Raw genomic sequence first — 17,761 nt, 5'->3', positions numbered from 1 at the left:
TTATATTTACGATTAAGGGCTAATTTGATGACAGCCACATGTTAATAAATTGAAAACAACTTATTAACATGTACACTTTATGTGTACAAACACTTAAAAGGATTATCAAATGAAAAAATATTCACCATTGTTTATTGGCTTATTGTTTAGCGGCTATGCGTATGCCCAAGTCCCACTTTTCGAAGTGCAACACTCTAACTTTACGCAAAACATTAATAAAGAAGGTAATGCTCAATCTCAATTTGGACAACCGCTTTTCGAACTAAGCGCAAAAACCAATGCATTCTTTTTACCTGTTCAGGGAAGTGACATTGAATTTATCAAAAGTACAGCAAGTACATCAGCAACTGGTAACTTAATTTGGGTAGGTAAAAGCTTAGATGGTGACGAAGTAACACTGATAAAATCTACAAAGGGGATTTCTGGTACGATAAAGGTAAATGAACATGTTTATAAATTGCAACCGAATAAACATTCTGATCATAATTTTATTGAATTAGATCCTGCCAAGCAACCTGCTGAGCATGCACCCGATTATCAGCAATCTAGCAACACTATTTCAATCAGTGAACAAATTTTAACAGAACAAAGCTTCCAAACAGCTATGGCAACTAACGCGCAAAGCAATATTAGCTTACTCGTTTTATACACCCCAGCCGCAGAACAAAAATCTAGTGATATTAATAGCTTGATTGATCTTGCAATAGTAGAGACTAATCAGGGTTACCAAAACTCAGGTGTCAACGCAGTTGTTAGTTTGGCCCATGTAAGCCGAGTTAATTATACTGAAGCTACAAATTCAGGTACGGATTTAAATCGTTTAGCTACCAAAAACGATGGTTATATGGATGAAGCGCACACACTACGAGATCAATACGGTGCTGATGTAGTCATATTAATAAACGACGTTAACGGCTACTGTGGCCAAGCCAAAGCAATTGGTGCAAATGCTAACAGCGCATTTGCGATGGTTGATTATGACTGTGCAACCGGCTATTACTCTTTCGGTCATGAAATTGGTCATTTACAAGGTGCTCGTCATAACCCTGAAAACGATCCATCAACATCTCCTTATTCGTTCGGCCATGGTTATCAGCAACCTCAATCACAATGGCGTTCAGTAATGGCTTATAACTGCACAAATAACTGCACAAGAATCAATTACTGGTCAAATCCAAACAAATCATACAGCGGAAGTGTTATGGGAACTCCATCAAAACACGATAACGCTAGAGTCTTAAATTTAACAAACCCCACAATTGCAAATTTTAGATCTGCATCTAGCCCACCGGTAAATAACAATACACTGCAAAATAACCAATCTATCGTTGTTAGTGGTGATCGAAACAGTGAGCAATTGTTTACTTTTACAGTGCCAAGTGAAGCTGAGCAAGTCACATTTTCGACCTCTAATGGCACTGGGGATGTTGACCTACATGTAAAATATAATGCAATTGCAACGAGCAGTAACTACGATTGCCGACCGTATAAAAACGGAAATAATGAAAGCTGTAGCGACACCCGCACTGGTAATTACTCTATTATGATTAAAGGCTACAGTGCTTTTAGTAATGTCGAGTTAATAGCTAGTTACCAATAAAAGATCTGGCTAAGTATAAGCAAGTAACATTATGCTGCTTGCTTATATTTAGCCTAGGGCGATTTCTTCTTTACTGCTCGATTGTATCAATAAACTACGATATCCCTATTATTACTTCTTACTATCCGCCTCACGCTATCTGGCTATAAATTTAGATCCACTTTTTTATTTTCATTATCTTAACTTTATGAAAATATAAGCCATATTTTTACTACTATTTTAAAAGGTAAGCTTATGAGTATTTGGTATCAACCTGTTACTTTAGAGTTTTGCAAACAGCTAGATGAGGGTATAAACGGCCAAGGTACACTAATGAAAACCATGGGAATTGAAATTACCGAAATTGGTGATGATTACCTCGTAGCAACTATGCCTGCCATACCAGCGCATCATAATCCAATGGGCATGGTGCATGGAGGAGCCAACGTAGTGCTTGCCGAAACAGTGGCAAGTTATGCAGCTAACTTCGTAGTCGACTTCACTCAGTTTTATTGTGTCGGACAAGAAATTAGCGCCAGTCACTTAAAAGCATCTCGTAATGGTACTTTAACAGCCACCGCAAAAGCGTTTCATATTGGTAAGCGTAGTTCAGTCTGGGAAATAAAAATTACTAATAGTCGAAACGAGCTTTGCTGCGTATCAAGAATGACCGCAGCCGTAGTAGAGCGAAGATAATTACTTACTGTTACTTTTCGATTGGGTAAATTGTAATTTCCATACCCGCACCAATAGCAGATATACGTAATAATGTATCTGCATCTAAAGCTTGGTTAAAACACTTAGGCGATGTGCCTGATTCAAAACCAATATCAAATGTTCTACGTGAACAACTTAGCCATTGCTTTAACGCATTACGCGAACACGATTCAATAAGCTCACAGATATGGTTAATTGCTTTATCTGGTGTACCTACTTCACCTGTAGCTTCAATGCGGGCTAACTGACGGTATTCGTCTTTGTCATAATGTAAAACTGTAGCGACTTTTTTTAAGTCTGCCACTAGCACGCTAATATCCTGCTTTGATTCAAGCTCTAGATCTACATTTAAAAATTGAATTTCCGACATTGTTTAGTATTTATCCTCTAATGATTACACCGCAAACTTTAACGCAGTTTTACTTTTATACCAAATCAACTATGTAATATAAGCTGTTTTATATGGTAAATAGATAGTTTTACGCATTTATAATCCATTATTTAATATTTATCATTTTTAAGTACAAACAATACTTTTTTATAAACTCCATGGCCTGTTGACCTTTGAGGATTAAAATTAAGTGAATTATTGTTTAAAAAAGTATAAAAAATAACCTTGACTTTTATATGCCACCGGTGGCATTTTAAATATGCGGGTTAAATACACTGTTTAAAGAGGTGTATTTAAATAAAGCCAAACACACCTCACTCATATTTACGCTTACTTATAACACAAAAAATAAGTGCAAAATCTGAACTGAGTGGCATTACCTAAATTCAGCAGGAACACACAATGAAAACGTCAAAAAGATTCACTCTCAGGCCACTTAATTACATTATTAGTGCATTATTAATTAGCACGACAGCTCAAATCAGTGCTGAAGAAGCCGAACAAACAAATATAAAAAAGAAAAGTGAAATTGAGTTAATCGAAGTTACAGGCTTTAGATCATCACTTAATAAATCGCTGGCTACCAAAAGGTTTGAAGTAAATACCACGGAATCAATTGCAGCCGAAGACATTGGTAAATTTCCAGATTTAAATATCGCAGAGTCACTACAGCGAATCCCTGGTGTCGCAATTTCGCGAGAAGGAGGAGAAGGACGTCAAATTACTCTACGTGGTTTAGGCCCATCTTTTACCCGCTCAACCCTTAATGGTATGGAAGTTCCTGCTAGTACAGATGGGACTGATTCGGGTGGTGGTGTAAATGGCGGCAGAGCATTTGACTTCAACGTTTTTGCATCAGAGCTATTCAATCGCGTTGATATTCAAAAATCACCAACAGCTGCAACCGAAGAAGGAGGTATTGCAGGTACTGTCGATATGTATTCAGCAAAACCTTTTGATTCCCCCGGTCTTCATGTAGCTGCGTCGGCACAGGCAGGCTATAACGATTTAACAGAAGAGACAGACCCTAGAATGGTATTTATGATCAGTAATACATTTGCTGACGATACCTTTGGGGCTTTATTCTCTGTCGCTAAATCAGAGCGCACAGTTCGCCAAGAAGGTTTTGGTACCGTTCGCTGGACAACCCCCGTCAAAGACGGCGGCGGTGTCTATGCTGACACATCAAATACTGACGTTATTGGCACAGCTGATGTGGGAAATTGTGAATTTGAAGGTGAGCAAGTTGATGATGTAAATTGCCTATGGACTCCTCGACTTCCCCGCCCTGATTTTTTTGGTAATGAACAAGATAGATTAGGTTTTACAGGCTCATTACAGTATGCGCCTAACGATGACTTAGTAATTACCTTCGATACCTTGCATTCTACCCTCGACAACAGTCGTACGATGTATAATTTCTTCGAAATGTTCAGAAATACATTTAGCGAGATCACTCCAGACTCTATTACAGTTGCCGAAAATGGAAAACAAATTCAGGCAGGTACATTTAGTGGAGTAAAGTCCCGTGCAGAAAGCCGTCAACAGGTATCTAAAACAAAATTTAAACAGTATGTGTTATCTGGTAAATACCACCTATCTGACTACTTAAAATTAGATGCAATGATCGGCACCGCTGAGTCAAATGCTCGCTCTGAGCAATATCGTTATAATATGACCAGCAATACACCTCATACCGTCTCAATTGATTTTGGAAATAGCGCAAATACTGCAGTGATGGATTATGGCTATGATAATTTAGATGCAAGTTCATTTAATTTAACAGACGGTCGACTTCGTGCTACGGATGTACTCAGAAAAAATGATACTGCCAAATTAGATTTAACTTACGAAACAGACTTTATGAGCATTAAAGGTGGGATTGCTTATAACGATAGAACAGTAAACTATGATGAATCGCAAATTAATGGATTTCCGGATCAAGAGTCAGCCGTCGGCTTTTCACAATTAATGCCTTACGATGATTATGGTTCAGGCTATGATGGTACGTTACCGCAATTTATTGTGGCCGATTTTGATGCAATTGAATCACAACTACTCAATAAAGAGTGGACGGCGCGAAGTGCACAAAGCTGGGAAGTTGAAGAGGAAACCATCGCTGCTTATATTCAATCAGATTTTGAATATGAAATATCTGATATGCTCCTACGAACAAATGTAGGCTTACGTTATGTAAAAACAGAAACAACATCAACGGGCTTTATTCAAAGCGATCCTGTTGAAATTGAAAATAGTTACGATAATGTTTTACCTGTTTTAAATTTAGCACTGGATGCAACGCAAGATGTTGTTGTACGTTTAGGGTTATCCAAAACCATGACCCGTCCAAGCCTTGGCTCACTAAACCCAGGTAACCCATCATTCTCCTATTTAAATGGAACAGTCAGTGCGGGTAATCCATTTTTAGACCCATTCACCTCAACAAATACTGATTTAGGTATCGAATGGTATTTTGATGAAGAGTCGCTACTTGCTTTAACTGGTTTTTATAAAGATATAGGTACTTTCATCACCAGCTCAACTGAAGAAAAATTAGTTGACCCTGCATACTTACCTTTCATTGATAACGATCCGCAATACGATCCATCAAGTGCACTTGACCCAAGAACAACACCCTACACCCATTACGTACCTGTAAATGGCAAGGGAACTGTTGTTAAAGGTATTGAGCTAATATATCAACAGCCATTTAGCTTTTTACCGGGGTTATTAAAAAATACCGGTATTGTTTCTAACTACACTCACGTATCCGCAGGAGAAATAACGGGGCTTTCTAAAAATTCATATAATTTCACACTTTATTACGAAGAAGAAAATTATGGCGCTCGCGTTTCAATGAATAAACGCGATAACTACATTACTGATTATACTGGCAGTAATGGTAATGCTGAAGAAGCAACAACAGGTCCAGCACATTATGACCTTTCTGCTTTTTATAACCTCAATGACAATGTAACCGTAACATTTGAAGCTATTAACTTAACCGATGAATATGAGCGCTTGTATACCACTGGTGACGGAACTCTTAATTTACCACGAGAGTATAATCATACTGGTAGGCAATTCTTTTTAGGTATTCGCTATAGTATGTAAGTATCTTAACCAAAGCTCAGGTTAAATAGCTTATACAAAGCTGATAGTTTCCCCGCACTATCAGCTTTTTTTACAAAAATAAAAAGAGCAAGTACCAGTAACCATTTCAAGCTAAATTCTAAGTCTTCTTTATCTTTTTTAATCAACAGCTTAAACTAGCCATTCCTGTAGTTCACATATGTGATGGATATGACTCGATTTATTCTGGCCTTATTGGCTTGTTTTTTGTGTGTTTCGGTATCAGCGGAGCAGTTCACCCGTTTTTCTACTGCAAAAAAACACCTTATTAAAACCCTACCTGACAACGCTAAAAGCATCTACTGCGGCTGCGACATTAAAAAAGAAGGTAAAAAACTCGTTCCAGATCCCGCAAACTGTGGTTACGTTCCGAGAAATACGCTTACACGCTCAGGTAAGATAAACGTGCGAGCACTACGCATTGAGTGGGAACACATTGTTCCGGCGTGGGAATTTGGTCATCAACTACAATGTTGGCAAGATGGCGGGCGAAAAAATTGTAGAAAAGTAAGTGCTAAATTTAGAAAAATGGAAGCCGATATAAACAACTTAGCGCCAGCTATTGGCGAAATTAATGCCGATCGCTCCAATTATCGATTTGGCATGCTTAACGAAAACGCCACACAGTATGGCCGCTGCGAAGTAAAAGTAAACTTTAAACAACGTGTAGTTGAACCGCCTGTTTATGCGCGAAAACGTATAGCCGACACCTATGCTTATATGCAAAAAACCTACGGTTTAAAGATATCAGATAAGCAACAAAAGCTCTTTAATGCATGGCAAAAACAAACGTTTGCAGCGCAAAGTGATACTAAAAAACTATAATTTAATTGGTTGCGCACTATTGAGTAAATTTTATAGTGCGAGATTAAGTTAGTAGCCTAAATAATTATCTAAAATATGCCCACTTTTAAACGGTATTATAAATCTTGATGCGGGCCAAATATTTCGTAATGAATGTGCTCACTTTTAACACCGAGCCCAAGTAATTGGTTTTTTATAAATGCCATGAACCCCGCAGGGCCACACAAGTAAAAGTCGCCATTACTCAATGGTAACTGTGCTTGTACTGCGTTTAAGTTCATCAACCCTGTAAAATCAGCGCCCTCTGTCGCTTGGTTAAACCAGGTTATTGTTTGCAAGCGGTTATTCTGCGCTGTTAGATCATATAAATATTTTGAAAACGAGTGCTGCTGAGTATTTTCGCAGGCATGTAAATACATAATCTCTTGATTAGAATTATCACTTAATAACGTTTCAAGCATAGCCAGCATTGGCGTTTGCCCAACACCTGCTGAAATGAGTACCGCTGGACTTGTGTTATTGCGTAAAAAGAAGTCTCCTGCCGGCGGGTATAACTCAACAATAGTGCCTTGCTCTAATGAGTGTAAATAATTAGACACCATGCCAGGCTTTGGCTGTAGCTCTTTTTTAACACTAATACGGTAGTTTTTAGCGTTACTTTTTTGTGAAATAGAATACTGGCGAATTTCTTCATATTCAGCGCCCTCTGGCTTAACTTTAATACCTAAATACTGCCCTGGTTTATGTGTAATAACAGCTTCGCCATCAACTGGCGTAAGTGTAAAGCTCGTTACTAGTTCTGATTCAGCCTGCTTGCTGGTTATTTCAAATTGGCGAGTTCCCGCCCAACCACCGTGTTTATTTTTACTGTGCTCATACAAAGCAGCTTCTTCGGTTATACAAATATCAGCAAGTACGCCGTAAGCTTCGCGCCAAGCGTATTCAACATCGGGAGTAAATTGCTCAGGAATAAGCTCTTTTAAAGTACCAATTAAATGTGCACCTACAATAGGGTAATGCTCAGGTAAAATATTCAAGCTTGTATGCTTATGATTAATACGTGTTAGCGCTTCTTTTAATACGGCTAAATTATCAATATTTTGTGCATACGCAGCCAATGCATTAAAAAGTGCAAATTGCTGACGACCTGTATCTTGATTCGCCATATTAAAAATATTTTTAAGCTCAGGATTATGGCTAAATAAACGCTTATAAAAATGATCGGTAACAACCGTACTCGCCTGCGCTAATAACGGAACTGTGCTTTTTACAATCTCAATAGTTTTATTAGATAACATATGTGTTTCCTATGGATGAACTAACCACGACGCCCATCAACACGACGCCGCGTTAATATAGGTATGCAGTGAATTGAAAATAACGAAAAAGCCACTAGCCACAGCAAAGCACTTATTTGCCAAGCAAGGTGAGGCCCAATAATAAAAGGGAGTAATGAACGAATAATAGCGGCCACAAGCAAAAGCGCAAAAGCAACAGCCATGTAATGAGGAATAGCGAGTGTACGCCCTGTATGACCATGCGATACACGCGTCATCATTGCTAAAATCATCATACCTATTGTGCCAATAGTGATTAGGTGCAGCGCATCTTTAAATTGTATTGCACTGCTATAAAAGCTAAATACAACCATCATTAACCCTACGCCTAACGTAAGGTACGAAACATGCAAAGACCATAACAACGGCACTCTCAATACCTTGCTATCCCAACAACAACCAGTCCTAAGCAGGTGAAGCACAGCAACCGTTGCAACAACCAACGCAGGATTAATCGTGTTCAAAAACAACTTGTTGATAAAAAATAAAGTGATAGCCACAATAGATAAATACATCACCGCTTTATCTATTTTAGGAGTGCGAACTTGCTCGGTTAAACCCAGACCTTTAGCGGTAAAAAATGGTAGAACGCGACCCGCAACAATGCCAACTAGTAAAGTAATTACCAGTACTGCGGTATCAACCACACCAAGTGCAAGCTGCATGTTTTGTTTTAAAACAAGTATTAAATACAATACATTGAGCCCACAAAGCACAGCTAAAATAGCTAAAAACGGATAGTTACTTTTGCTATTGGCTTTTAATAACATATTAGCCAACGCGGCTATGGCGCCTAGCCACCAAATAACTTGTAATGTAAGTGCAGCATATAAATTAAAATGAGCAATATCAGGCAATATCACAAAAAAGGCTAAGCGCGCTGCAAGCCATATAAACGTAAGCCACATAAGGGCTTTCCCACTTATGCTCGGTACGCCTGTCCATGTTTGTGCAGCGGTAAGTAAAAAGCCAACAGCTACAACTCCTGCAAAGCCAAACAGCATTTCGTGCGCGTGCCATAATGTAGCGGGTATCGATAAGTGCCAACTTGCATGGCCTGTTAAAATAAGTAGCCAATACCACACCGACAAAAACGCTAATAAACCACCACCCAAAAAGAAAGGCCTAAAAGCAAGCATCCATAACGGCCATTGAGATACTTGATGAATAGCAACGCGTGCTGGCATTGGCTCAGTTAAGTTTATAGGGCGCATTATCGTACCTCCTGCCCTAAACCATACTGATCAAAAAAGTTCTCAGCGCACGCTAGTGCCTCATACAGTGAACTAAACTGTGTTTGATTATTTAAATTATTCAGCATTAGAGTGTTCATGGCGATCTCTGTAACCAACTACGTTACTTAGCTATTACACATACTGTGCCAACAACTTTATTCATTTAAATTCAATAAGTTAAATTAAACCACTTTACACTATGAGTCTTTATGACCTACTATAAATTAACTCATAAAAACACAAACAGGTCATTTTGACATGAACCAGCAATTCAACCTTACCCAAGTTGCTCTAGAGCTTGCTCAAAGTACACTGCACGAGCATAGTTTTGATCAATTACTAGCAACGGTTGAGCGGGTGATTCCTAGTGATGCAAGTGCGTTATTAGCGCTTCAGGGCGAGCAATTAAAACCACTGGCAATTAAAGGATTAATGCCCGACAGTTTAGGCAGACGATTTAAAATAGCAGAGCACCCTCGCCTAGAAGCTATTTGCAAAAGCACACTTGCGCTGCAATTTGCGCACGACTGCCCACTACCCGATCCATACGACGGATTACTATTAGCTAAAACCGGCGACATACCGGTACATGCATGTTTAGGTTTACCTCTTTATGATAAAAACGCGCTACTTGGCGTACTTACGTTTGATAGCCTTAACGCCAATGCATTTAACAGCATAAGCGCTGATACACTCAATACTTTACAAACGCTGTGTAGTGCGCACTTTAAAACGGCCTTAGAACTTGCCCATTACAAACAGCATGCACAGCACTCAAGTGCATTAGTACAAGAACTAAATCGTGAAGCATTAACACGGGACGGCGGTGAAATTATTGGTCAAAGCCCGCTAATGCAAACACTTAAAAACGACATTAAACTCGTTGCAGCATCTAACTTTAGCGTGCTGATATTAGGTGAAACAGGGGTAGGGAAAGAACTTGTTGCGCGTAACATTCACTTAAATTCAGCTCGAAAAGATCAACCGCTTATTCACTTAAATTGTGCCTCACTTCCCGAAAACCTCGCCGAAAGTGAATTTTTTGGTCATTCTAAAGGGGCTTTTACAGGCGCACTAAATTCGCGCCAAGGTAAATTTCAATTAGCTGATGGCGGCACGTTATTTTTAGATGAAATAGGCGAACTACCCCTTGCCATGCAAAGTAAACTATTACGAGTGCTACAAAGTGGCGAAATACAAACGGTAGGAGAAGACACGCCAAAATACGTAAATGTACGCGTTGTTGCTGCAACCAACAGAAATTTAAAAGAAGAAGTAGCTCAAGGTCGCTTTAGAGCCGATTTATACCATCGCCTCAGTGTCTACCCTATTACTGTGCCACCACTTAGTAAACGCGAGCACGACATAACACTCTTAGCTGGTTATTTTATTGAGCAAACAGCCCGTAAATTAGGGATAAAACAATTAAAACTAAGCCCCGAAGCGCAAGCATTACTTAATCAGTACAGCTGGCCAGGTAACGTGCGCGAGCTTGAACATGTCATTAGCCGCAGCGCCCTAAAAGCAAAACAAAGCCAATGGCAAAATCCAATAATAACCATTACAAGCGAGCACTGTGATTTAATCCCGAGTGCGCCGCAAAACTCTCTAGTAGCAAGCCAAAGTACAACCAACACCTTAATCAACCAACCTTTAAAGCAAACTGTAGAATCGTTGCAATACAACGTAATTACTGAGCAATTAAAGAAGCATAACTACAACTGGTCAGCAGCAGCAAGAGTGCTTGAATTAGATAGAGCTAACTTAGTACGCTTGGCTAAACGCCTAGGGATAGAAGTAAAAAAAACACTATAATCATTTAAAACATAGCTAAAATGCGGCTAATACCAATCTGCTTATATATGGGGTCTATTTAACGTTAAGAAAATTACGCTAGAACTAGGCAAAAATTTTTGTATCTAGTTGTTCTAAATAAAAAATTTTTAACGACGTTATAGTGAAATTTAATTCGTTAAATTGATCAAAGATTTATGCAGGTTGGTATAAAACTATTGATTAGCAGCTAACTTACTAAAATGTGTTTTTAGCAACCCTGCAAAAGCTTGTACTTTAGCAGTACGATGCACTAAGTGATGCGTGACTAACCATACATCGGTAGGCCAGCTTAACTCACTGTGTAATATAGGCACTAAATCAGGATATTGCGCCGCTACGTCATGCTGCAATCCGCCAATGCCTAGCCCTTTAATTATTGCACGAGTCGCTTCTGCGGTTTCAGATACTCGCAGCTTTATTTGCGATGCGGGAATATGTTCATCAGCCCACGCAAAATAAGGCACGCGGGCATTAAAACCTGCCACACCCGATACAAAATTATGCTGTTGTAAATCACTTAATAATTTAGGCATGCCGTATTTATTAATATAACGTTTATTAGCGTATAAGCCCGATGAAAGCTGGGCCAAATGTTGAGCAATATAATCGCCTTCATCAGGCCTTGGGCCTGCACGCACAGCAATATGTGCTTGCCCGTGATCGAGCCTTAGCCTTTTTTGTTCTAAAATAACTTCTAACTGCACCTGCGGGTGTAACGCCTGAAATTGCTCACACACATCCCCAAGTATATCCATAAAACCGCTTACCGTAGTTAACAACAAACTCCCTCTAAGTGTACTGTCTGCCGAAGCAATATCGTTATGAAGCTGCTCTAACGAACTATGAATAGTCTGCGCCGTTGCAAATAACTTAGTGCCAATTTCAGTTACTTTGTAGCCACGCGCATGGCGATGAAAAAGCCGTGTATTCAAGTTTTTTTCAAGATTATTAATTCGTCTAAGCACTGTGCTGTGGTGTACATTAAGCTCTTCTGCTGCCGCTGTTAACGTGCCTAACCGTGCTACTTCAAACGCTACTTTAACGTCTTGCCAATCTTCAAATTTTATCGCCATGCTGCTTACCTTATACTTATGTGCATTTACGCACATAAGTGTTGCGTTTATTGGGGTTTTCTACAAGCAAAATTTTGCTACATTAGCCATGAAACTTAAAACATTAAAAGGCCACTACCATGTCAGCACCAAAAATTATCGCTCTAGCAGGCAGCCTTCGCCAAGAAAGCTTTAATCAAAAAATTATTAATGAAGCAGCACGTTTTGCTCTACAAACAGGTGCTGAAGTAGAAGTAATAAAACTAAACGAATTAAACATCCCACTATTTAACGAAGATATAGAAGCGCAAGGCACACCAAGCGATGTACAGCTTTTGAAAGACAAGCTACGTAAAGCCGACGGTATTTTACTAGCAAGCCCAGAGTACAACGGCTCTATTACCGCAGCACTAAAAAACGCCATTGATTGGGCATCGCGCACAGAACAAGGTGCTGTTCCTGCTTTTCGTAATAAAGTGGTAGCTTTGTTTGCAGCATCGCCAGGTGGGCTTGGTGGATTACGAGGTTTAAATCATGTGCGTGATATATTAAGCGGCATTGGTTCATTAGTGCTTGCCGATCAGCTTGCTGTACCCGCTGTACACACTTTGTTTGATGAAAGTGGGCAAATAAATGAACCTGTAACGGCTGAAAAAGTATCAGCCCTTGCTCATCAATTAGTAAGCGTTGCAAGTAAGTTAAAATAACTTGCACGCCCGCCTACTTACTTTGTCGCCGCTATTTTTGCGGCGATAAAATCGGTATGCGTTACATATAAAAGCCCTGCGACTTTACGTATTACGTAGTCTTCTTGGGGATCTATTTCTCCATCGGCATACGCTAAGCGCCATAATAGTTCTATTATTTCTATTCGCTGTACCGCGCTGCAATGCTCATTAATCTGTTTTGAAAACTGAAAGTAATCTATCGCACCATCCAAACTACTCGTCGCATTAGTGGTGAGCTCATCAACTTCGATATCTGTTAAATTAAAGTACTTTTTTAAGGTTACAGTCAGGGTTTGTTGTTCATCATGTTTGAGCTTGGCATCAGCGCGCATAACTTCAATTAACAATGCAGCAACGGCTGTTTTTAAATCGTGCTTTTGCATACTTGGCTGCTGGTCATCGAATACAGCAAAAAGTTGTTTTATCTGTTTGAACATCACACTTTCCCTTTTGGGTGTTAGACTAAACGAAAATTAATCGGCCTTATAACTCATATTAATGGGTATAAAGTTCGCAAATTAAAGGATACATTTTTATGAAAGGATTAAACTCTCCACGCTTATTTATAGGCGCTACACTGGTGGCCCTTTCGAGTGCAAATACAGCCTTTGCTGAAAAAGCCGAAACAGAAAAACTCTACGACTTTGACAACAAAGTGCATTACTACCAAACAAAAATTGGCGAAGACAATTATAAAATAAAAATTAAGTCTGACGATTACAAACACTTTTCCAACCAAAGCGTATTTTTATTACGCCATGCTGAGCGCTTATGTCGTGGCAACACCTTTATGTTGAAAGTGCTTGAAGGCGTGCAAGAATATGAACGTTTTCCAACTAAGCCACGCGCCTATCAACCAGATTTAAGTGTTTTACTACAATGCGAAACTAAAGAAGATACAAGCAAGGGCAAGTAACCTTAGTCTTTATAACCCCAAGGTGCTGATGGTGGATTAATCGGCTGAGTTAAATCAAAATCCACCTTAAACTCACGTCCTTGGCGAATTAATCGATAAGTAAATACTTCCGGGTAAATATACATTTGCCATGTATTACCTACAGACTGTGCAATGCCTTGTTTTACAAATAACTCTTTAGAGTACTGGTCTGCTGGAAACGACTGCATTTGTGCAAACCCTGCATCAAGCGTATGGCCACCATACATAGTTGATGCGTCGTCGCTGCCATCTTTATGACGATGATCGTGCTTTAAACTCAAGCCACTTCCCGTTTTTGTTATGATCCATGTACGTGATGCATCATCACCCACGTGAAACGGTACTTGTAGCTCAGTGTCGGTACATTTACGCACATGCATAACCAGTTTTTTATTCTCAAATGAGCTTGGCCCTTTTGCGTTATCTACTGTTACTTTACCCTCAAACGCCTTACCGCAGTGCGCTGCAATGCTATTAAAAAAGGCATCATGAGTAGCAATAGACACCAAAGGTGCAGGGTGTGCAAAGGCTGTTGATGAGGCAAGTATTAGAGTTGCTGCCGTTAATAATTTCATAAGTCTGTACCAAAAATATAAAAATTTAGCGTAATGCTCAAGCCAATACAAAGAAAGTAATCGCAATGAACTTTCCATCATAAATTTATTATGAGAAGCTGAATTTTATATTACTTCGTTTCCGCTTCTTTAATCAAACAAAGGTAATTTTCAATAACCGAGCTTTTTAAAGCATCTTTATCATAAATATCATCCCTTGTCGCAATTAAAGCACTTAGTTTAACAATATCAATCATTCTAATTCCAACTTTCCCACATAGTTCAACTGCATCACGACTAAAACTAGATGATGAAATAAATATAGGGTTTACTAAAGAATAGCTTTTAATCTCTGTAGCAAACTTATATGAGTAAACTTCTCTTGAAAATATTTGTTTTTTTAACAACTCCAAAGAGCCAACGAACTCTCTAATTTCACCGGTTCCAACTTTACTTGTGTAGAGCTTTGCTTGACCAATTAAAAAGCTCTTTTCACTTGTAGGGCCAAAATAAGAAAACGAATTGAATGGCAGTAATCCGTAAAAATCTAAACCTTGATCACTAGAGTAGCGAGTTGTATAAAATTCAGAACAACCCAACAAACTTAAATAATAAGCGCATAATGATTCAAAATTCTTTGGTGTAATATCTTTAATGAACTTATTGAAGCTCCTATAGCGCTTTATAAAGCTTGGAGAAATAACATAGTTTAATGTAGACAAATCGAGCTTGATGATAAAACAACTTGTTCCTAGGTTATCAGATAAAATACTTAGTTTTTCAACTATGGCTTCAACTACCGATTCATCTGTAATAGCCAAATGAGCACGGCATTGTGAATAAAAATCACCAGAGCTGTCGCACTTTAATAATAAGGTATGCTCGTATGGGTATACTGACGTGGTCACTTTATCAACTTCTCAATATCCTTTAGTGTATCAATTGCCGAACGCAGTTTTTCTTTTTCTTGCACTCCTAGATTCCTCACTGCTGAAATAGTAATTTTATCAACATTACCTTTAAGTGAAGAAATGGCTTTTTTCACACCTTCAGTCGTCACAGACAGACTTTGCTCATATGCTTCAAGAACACTTCCTGTTTCTTCCATAATATCAATAGCTTCGCTATCATGTATTATTTTTTTCAACAACCTAATATCATCACGATTTTTAACTATTGGTTCTTTTGTATCTTCACATGCAGATACCCAACTAAAAAACTTCTTTAATCGTGACTTATTGGTAAAAGCCTTAGTTTCCTCAGACCATCCTAGCCAATCTTCTCTAATATCAGGAGAGCCCATTAACTCATAAAATATTGGGGAAAGTTTTGAACTAAACTGGCTACCATAATCCTCATCTTTCTTATATAACTGCATTGCTACAAATGTATTGACCCTTCTCTTAACTTGAACAATATGAATACCTAATTTCTCTGAAATATCACTAAAACTCAGAGAGTGTTCAATATGTAGGTCATGTACTAGCTCTGACTGTTCAAAATCTCCCCAATCTTTAACTTTGGTAACATGCCTCAACCCCATAAGCAATAAATATGATTCAGACTCATTAAGCTCTACTGGATATTCAACAACATCAATAATCTTGCTTGTTAAAAGTTGATTATCAACGACACCCGTTTCATAACCTTTTTCATATTGAGTTATAAGTGTTTTTAAAGCAGCAACACGCCTATTACCCTCTATGACAATATATTTATCATCATCCAGCTTTTTTACTAAAATATTATCGATTTTTAAAAAACCATTACTTTTAAATGAATCAAGAAGATCCTTAATTCCTTCATTTCGCTCCCCTTCTGTAATCATATCCATAGTTCTTTTTTGAACCATATGATTAGAAAAGTTAGCATTTTCAACTTTTCTATATTTACTGTGTCCATGTAATCGAAAATTATTTGGATCTAAATAAACATTGTCTAAATGTACTCGAATAGAATTCATAAAACTTCCTAACATTTCCAGCAAAACAGAAATGAATAATTATCAAAAGACTAGAAGATATAGTTTATTATTTTAATCATAGTTAATACAACATAAATAATATATAAAAAATAAACGCAGCTTTAGCCGTAATGTCAATCATTCCAGAAATAGCTAATAGTACTTGAACGATCTTCTAGGTATGTAAAAATCCAATTTTTTTGTAGAATTCGATTTTTTATGCAACTTTCTAATGCTCTCGATATTATCAACAGCATCAAACCTAATGACGTTGAAACACTAGCAGATTTACTTTCTTTACCCCTTATCGAAGAAGCTTATGCGCTAACCAAAACCGTTGCACTACAAAAAGAAAAACTAAACTTAAAATCAATGGCTTGGTTGTTAATTGGTATGGTTATTTATAATGACAAGCCCATGGCTGATGCCGTTATCATACTCAATATTGTTGACCGATATGGGAAGCCATTTGTAACGCCTAGCGTCTTAACTCAGCGTCGTAATAACTTTGCTGAAGCCGCCATAAAAGGACTGTTTAAATGCACCCAAAGATATTGGAATTATAGTGGTACAAATGAAGACGCCAATCACCCTCACTGGCATGGACTTACTTTGCTTGATTTCGATGGTGTTGTTTGGCGTACAGATAACTCCCCCAAAACAACAAGGCCTTTACAAAACCGACCAATACGCAATATCCACAAGTCAGAATGGTGTGTTAAATTGAGCTGAGCAACCATTTTATAACGGGCAGCGCTTTTGATGCTTACAAGGTCAATGAAATAGTGTTGCCTGAAAAGCTTATAGGAACCACACCCGGTAACAGTCTCACTTTATTCGACAAAGGTTTTTATTCTTTAGGGCTTTTACATAAATGGCTAGCGACGGGCTGTGGACGTCATTGGCTAATACCACTGAAAAATAATGTACAATATGAAGTTATTCAGACATGAGGGCGTAATGATAAATTAGTCCAACTTAACAGTAACCCTAGAGCAAGAAAAATGTGGCCAACGCTGCCTGACACATTAGTCGCAAGGCTAGTGAATAGAAAAATAAAGGGTAAGTCATACAGTGTGATGACATCTATGACAGATCCAATGCGATATCCGTCAGTAGATATAGGGAATTTATACAGTCACTGCGGGGACATAGAGCTTGGTTATCGTGAACAAAAGCAATATATGCTTGTTAAAAGTCGTTCACCAGCGCTTGTAAAGCAAGAACTGTGTGGGTATTGCTTACTTATAGTATGATGTGATATCAGATGGTTAAAATGTGCCACATATTAAAAGGTGATTATTTACCTTACCAACTAAGTTTCAATGGTAGTTTAGGTCAAATAATGAGACTACTCGCTGGATTACCTTATTCAACATCTGGAGAAATACCATGTCAATTAAAATACTTTTATAGCATGGCGGAAAGCCTAATTATAAAGCCTCGAAGAGAGCGAAGTTTTCCTCGTTCAGTCAAACCAAGACCGGTGCGATAAG

Annotated in this window: 15 protein-coding genes and 1 pseudogene; 8 read left to right on the top strand and 8 right to left on the bottom strand. The window is 38.4% G+C overall.

The window, feature by feature from the left end:
• Positions 1–109 precede the first annotated feature (109 nt).
• Both AOR04_RS00755 and AOR04_RS00750 read left to right on the top strand, forming a co-directional pair.
• Positions 110–1,600 (top strand): M12 family metallo-peptidase, encoded by a 1,491-nt coding sequence (locus tag AOR04_RS00755; RefSeq protein WP_096792245.1) that lies wholly within the window; start codon positions 110–112, stop codon positions 1,598–1,600.
• A 234-nt stretch (positions 1,601–1,834) separates the two neighbouring features.
• A complete protein-coding gene (locus AOR04_RS00750; RefSeq protein WP_033030264.1) occupies positions 1,835–2,275 on the top strand; it encodes a PaaI family thioesterase in 441 nt (146 codons plus the stop codon).
• Between the two features lie 10 nt (positions 2,276–2,285).
• Here the strand turns inward: AOR04_RS00750 and AOR04_RS00745 are convergent, their stop codons facing one another.
• Complete coding sequence (locus tag AOR04_RS00745) at positions 2,286–2,666, bottom strand: hypothetical protein (protein ID WP_007376393.1); 381 nt, start codon at positions 2,664–2,666, stop codon at positions 2,286–2,288.
• Positions 2,667–3,089: 423 nt separating this feature from the next.
• Between AOR04_RS00745 and AOR04_RS00740 the strand changes: the two genes are divergently transcribed.
• Both AOR04_RS00740 and AOR04_RS00735 read left to right on the top strand, forming a co-directional pair.
• Positions 3,090–5,801, top strand: coding sequence for a TonB-dependent receptor (locus tag AOR04_RS00740; RefSeq protein ID WP_096792244.1), 2,712 nt, complete (start codon positions 3,090–3,092; stop codon positions 5,799–5,801).
• Between the two features lie 189 nt (positions 5,802–5,990).
• Positions 5,991–6,644 (top strand): endonuclease, encoded by a 654-nt coding sequence (locus AOR04_RS00735; protein ID WP_096794058.1) that lies wholly within the window; start codon positions 5,991–5,993, stop codon positions 6,642–6,644.
• 95 nt (positions 6,645–6,739) lie between these two features.
• On the opposite strand, the gene hmpA is transcribed toward AOR04_RS00735, so the two are convergent.
• Both hmpA and AOR04_RS00725 read right to left on the bottom strand, forming a co-directional pair.
• Complete coding sequence (gene hmpA, locus AOR04_RS00730) at positions 6,740–7,921, bottom strand: NO-inducible flavohemoprotein (RefSeq protein WP_096792243.1); 1,182 nt, start codon at positions 7,919–7,921, stop codon at positions 6,740–6,742.
• A gap of 20 nt (positions 7,922–7,941) precedes the next feature.
• The gene (locus AOR04_RS00725; protein WP_096792242.1) at positions 7,942–9,174 is read right to left on the bottom strand and encodes an NnrS family protein; all 1,233 of its coding nucleotides are present in this window, start codon (positions 9,172–9,174) and stop codon (positions 7,942–7,944) included.
• 279 nt (positions 9,175–9,453) lie between these two features.
• On the opposite strand from AOR04_RS00725, the gene norR reads away from it, so the two are divergent.
• Positions 9,454–11,010: a nitric oxide reductase transcriptional regulator NorR gene (gene norR, locus AOR04_RS00720; protein ID WP_096792241.1), complete on the top strand. Its 1,557-nt coding sequence runs from the start codon at positions 9,454–9,456 to the stop codon at positions 11,008–11,010.
• A 194-nt stretch (positions 11,011–11,204) separates the two neighbouring features.
• Here the strand turns inward: norR and AOR04_RS00715 are convergent, their stop codons facing one another.
• On the bottom strand, positions 11,205–12,104 hold the full coding sequence (locus AOR04_RS00715; protein WP_096792240.1) for a LysR family transcriptional regulator: 900 nt from the start codon (positions 12,102–12,104) through the stop codon (positions 11,205–11,207).
• Between the two features lie 119 nt (positions 12,105–12,223).
• Between AOR04_RS00715 and AOR04_RS00710 the strand changes: the two genes are divergently transcribed.
• Entirely contained in the window at positions 12,224–12,790 is a 567-nt protein-coding gene (locus AOR04_RS00710) for an NADPH-dependent FMN reductase (protein WP_096792239.1), read from the top strand.
• Between the two features lie 17 nt (positions 12,791–12,807).
• On the opposite strand, the gene AOR04_RS00705 is transcribed toward AOR04_RS00710, so the two are convergent.
• A complete protein-coding gene (locus AOR04_RS00705; RefSeq protein ID WP_096792238.1) occupies positions 12,808–13,248 on the bottom strand; it encodes a tellurite resistance TerB family protein in 441 nt (146 codons plus the stop codon).
• 98 nt (positions 13,249–13,346) lie between these two features.
• Between AOR04_RS00705 and AOR04_RS00700 the strand changes: the two genes are divergently transcribed.
• Entirely contained in the window at positions 13,347–13,727 is a 381-nt protein-coding gene (locus AOR04_RS00700) for a hypothetical protein (protein ID WP_096792237.1), read from the top strand.
• Between the two features lie 2 nt (positions 13,728–13,729).
• On the opposite strand, the gene AOR04_RS00695 is transcribed toward AOR04_RS00700, so the two are convergent.
• The 3 genes from AOR04_RS00695 to AOR04_RS00685 all read right to left on the bottom strand — a co-directional run bounded on the left by AOR04_RS00695 (position 13,730) and on the right by AOR04_RS00685 (position 16,265).
• Positions 13,730–14,323, bottom strand: a complete 594-nt coding sequence (locus AOR04_RS00695; protein ID WP_096794057.1) for a hypothetical protein — start codon at positions 14,321–14,323, stop codon at positions 13,730–13,732.
• A gap of 110 nt (positions 14,324–14,433) precedes the next feature.
• A complete protein-coding gene (locus AOR04_RS00690) occupies positions 14,434–15,123 on the bottom strand; it encodes a restriction endonuclease (protein WP_157770527.1) in 690 nt (229 codons plus the stop codon).
• 83 nt (positions 15,124–15,206) lie between these two features.
• Positions 15,207–16,265 carry a ParB/Srx family N-terminal domain-containing protein gene (locus AOR04_RS00685; protein WP_157770526.1) on the bottom strand — a complete coding sequence of 353 codons (1,059 nt, stop codon included), beginning with the start codon at positions 16,263–16,265 and terminating at the stop codon, positions 15,207–15,209.
• A 219-nt stretch (positions 16,266–16,484) separates the two neighbouring features.
• On the opposite strand from AOR04_RS00685, the pseudogene AOR04_RS00680 reads away from it, so the two are divergent.
• Positions 16,485–17,760: pseudogene (locus AOR04_RS00680) on the top strand (IS4 family transposase).
• Position 17,761 lies beyond the last annotated feature (1 nt).

It is taken from the genome of Pseudoalteromonas sp. 1_2015MBL_MicDiv (genome assembly GCF_002407505.1).
Lineage (GTDB): Bacteria > Pseudomonadota > Gammaproteobacteria > Enterobacterales > Alteromonadaceae > Pseudoalteromonas > Pseudoalteromonas fuliginea.
This window is presented reverse-complemented; position numbering and strand designations above follow the sequence as displayed.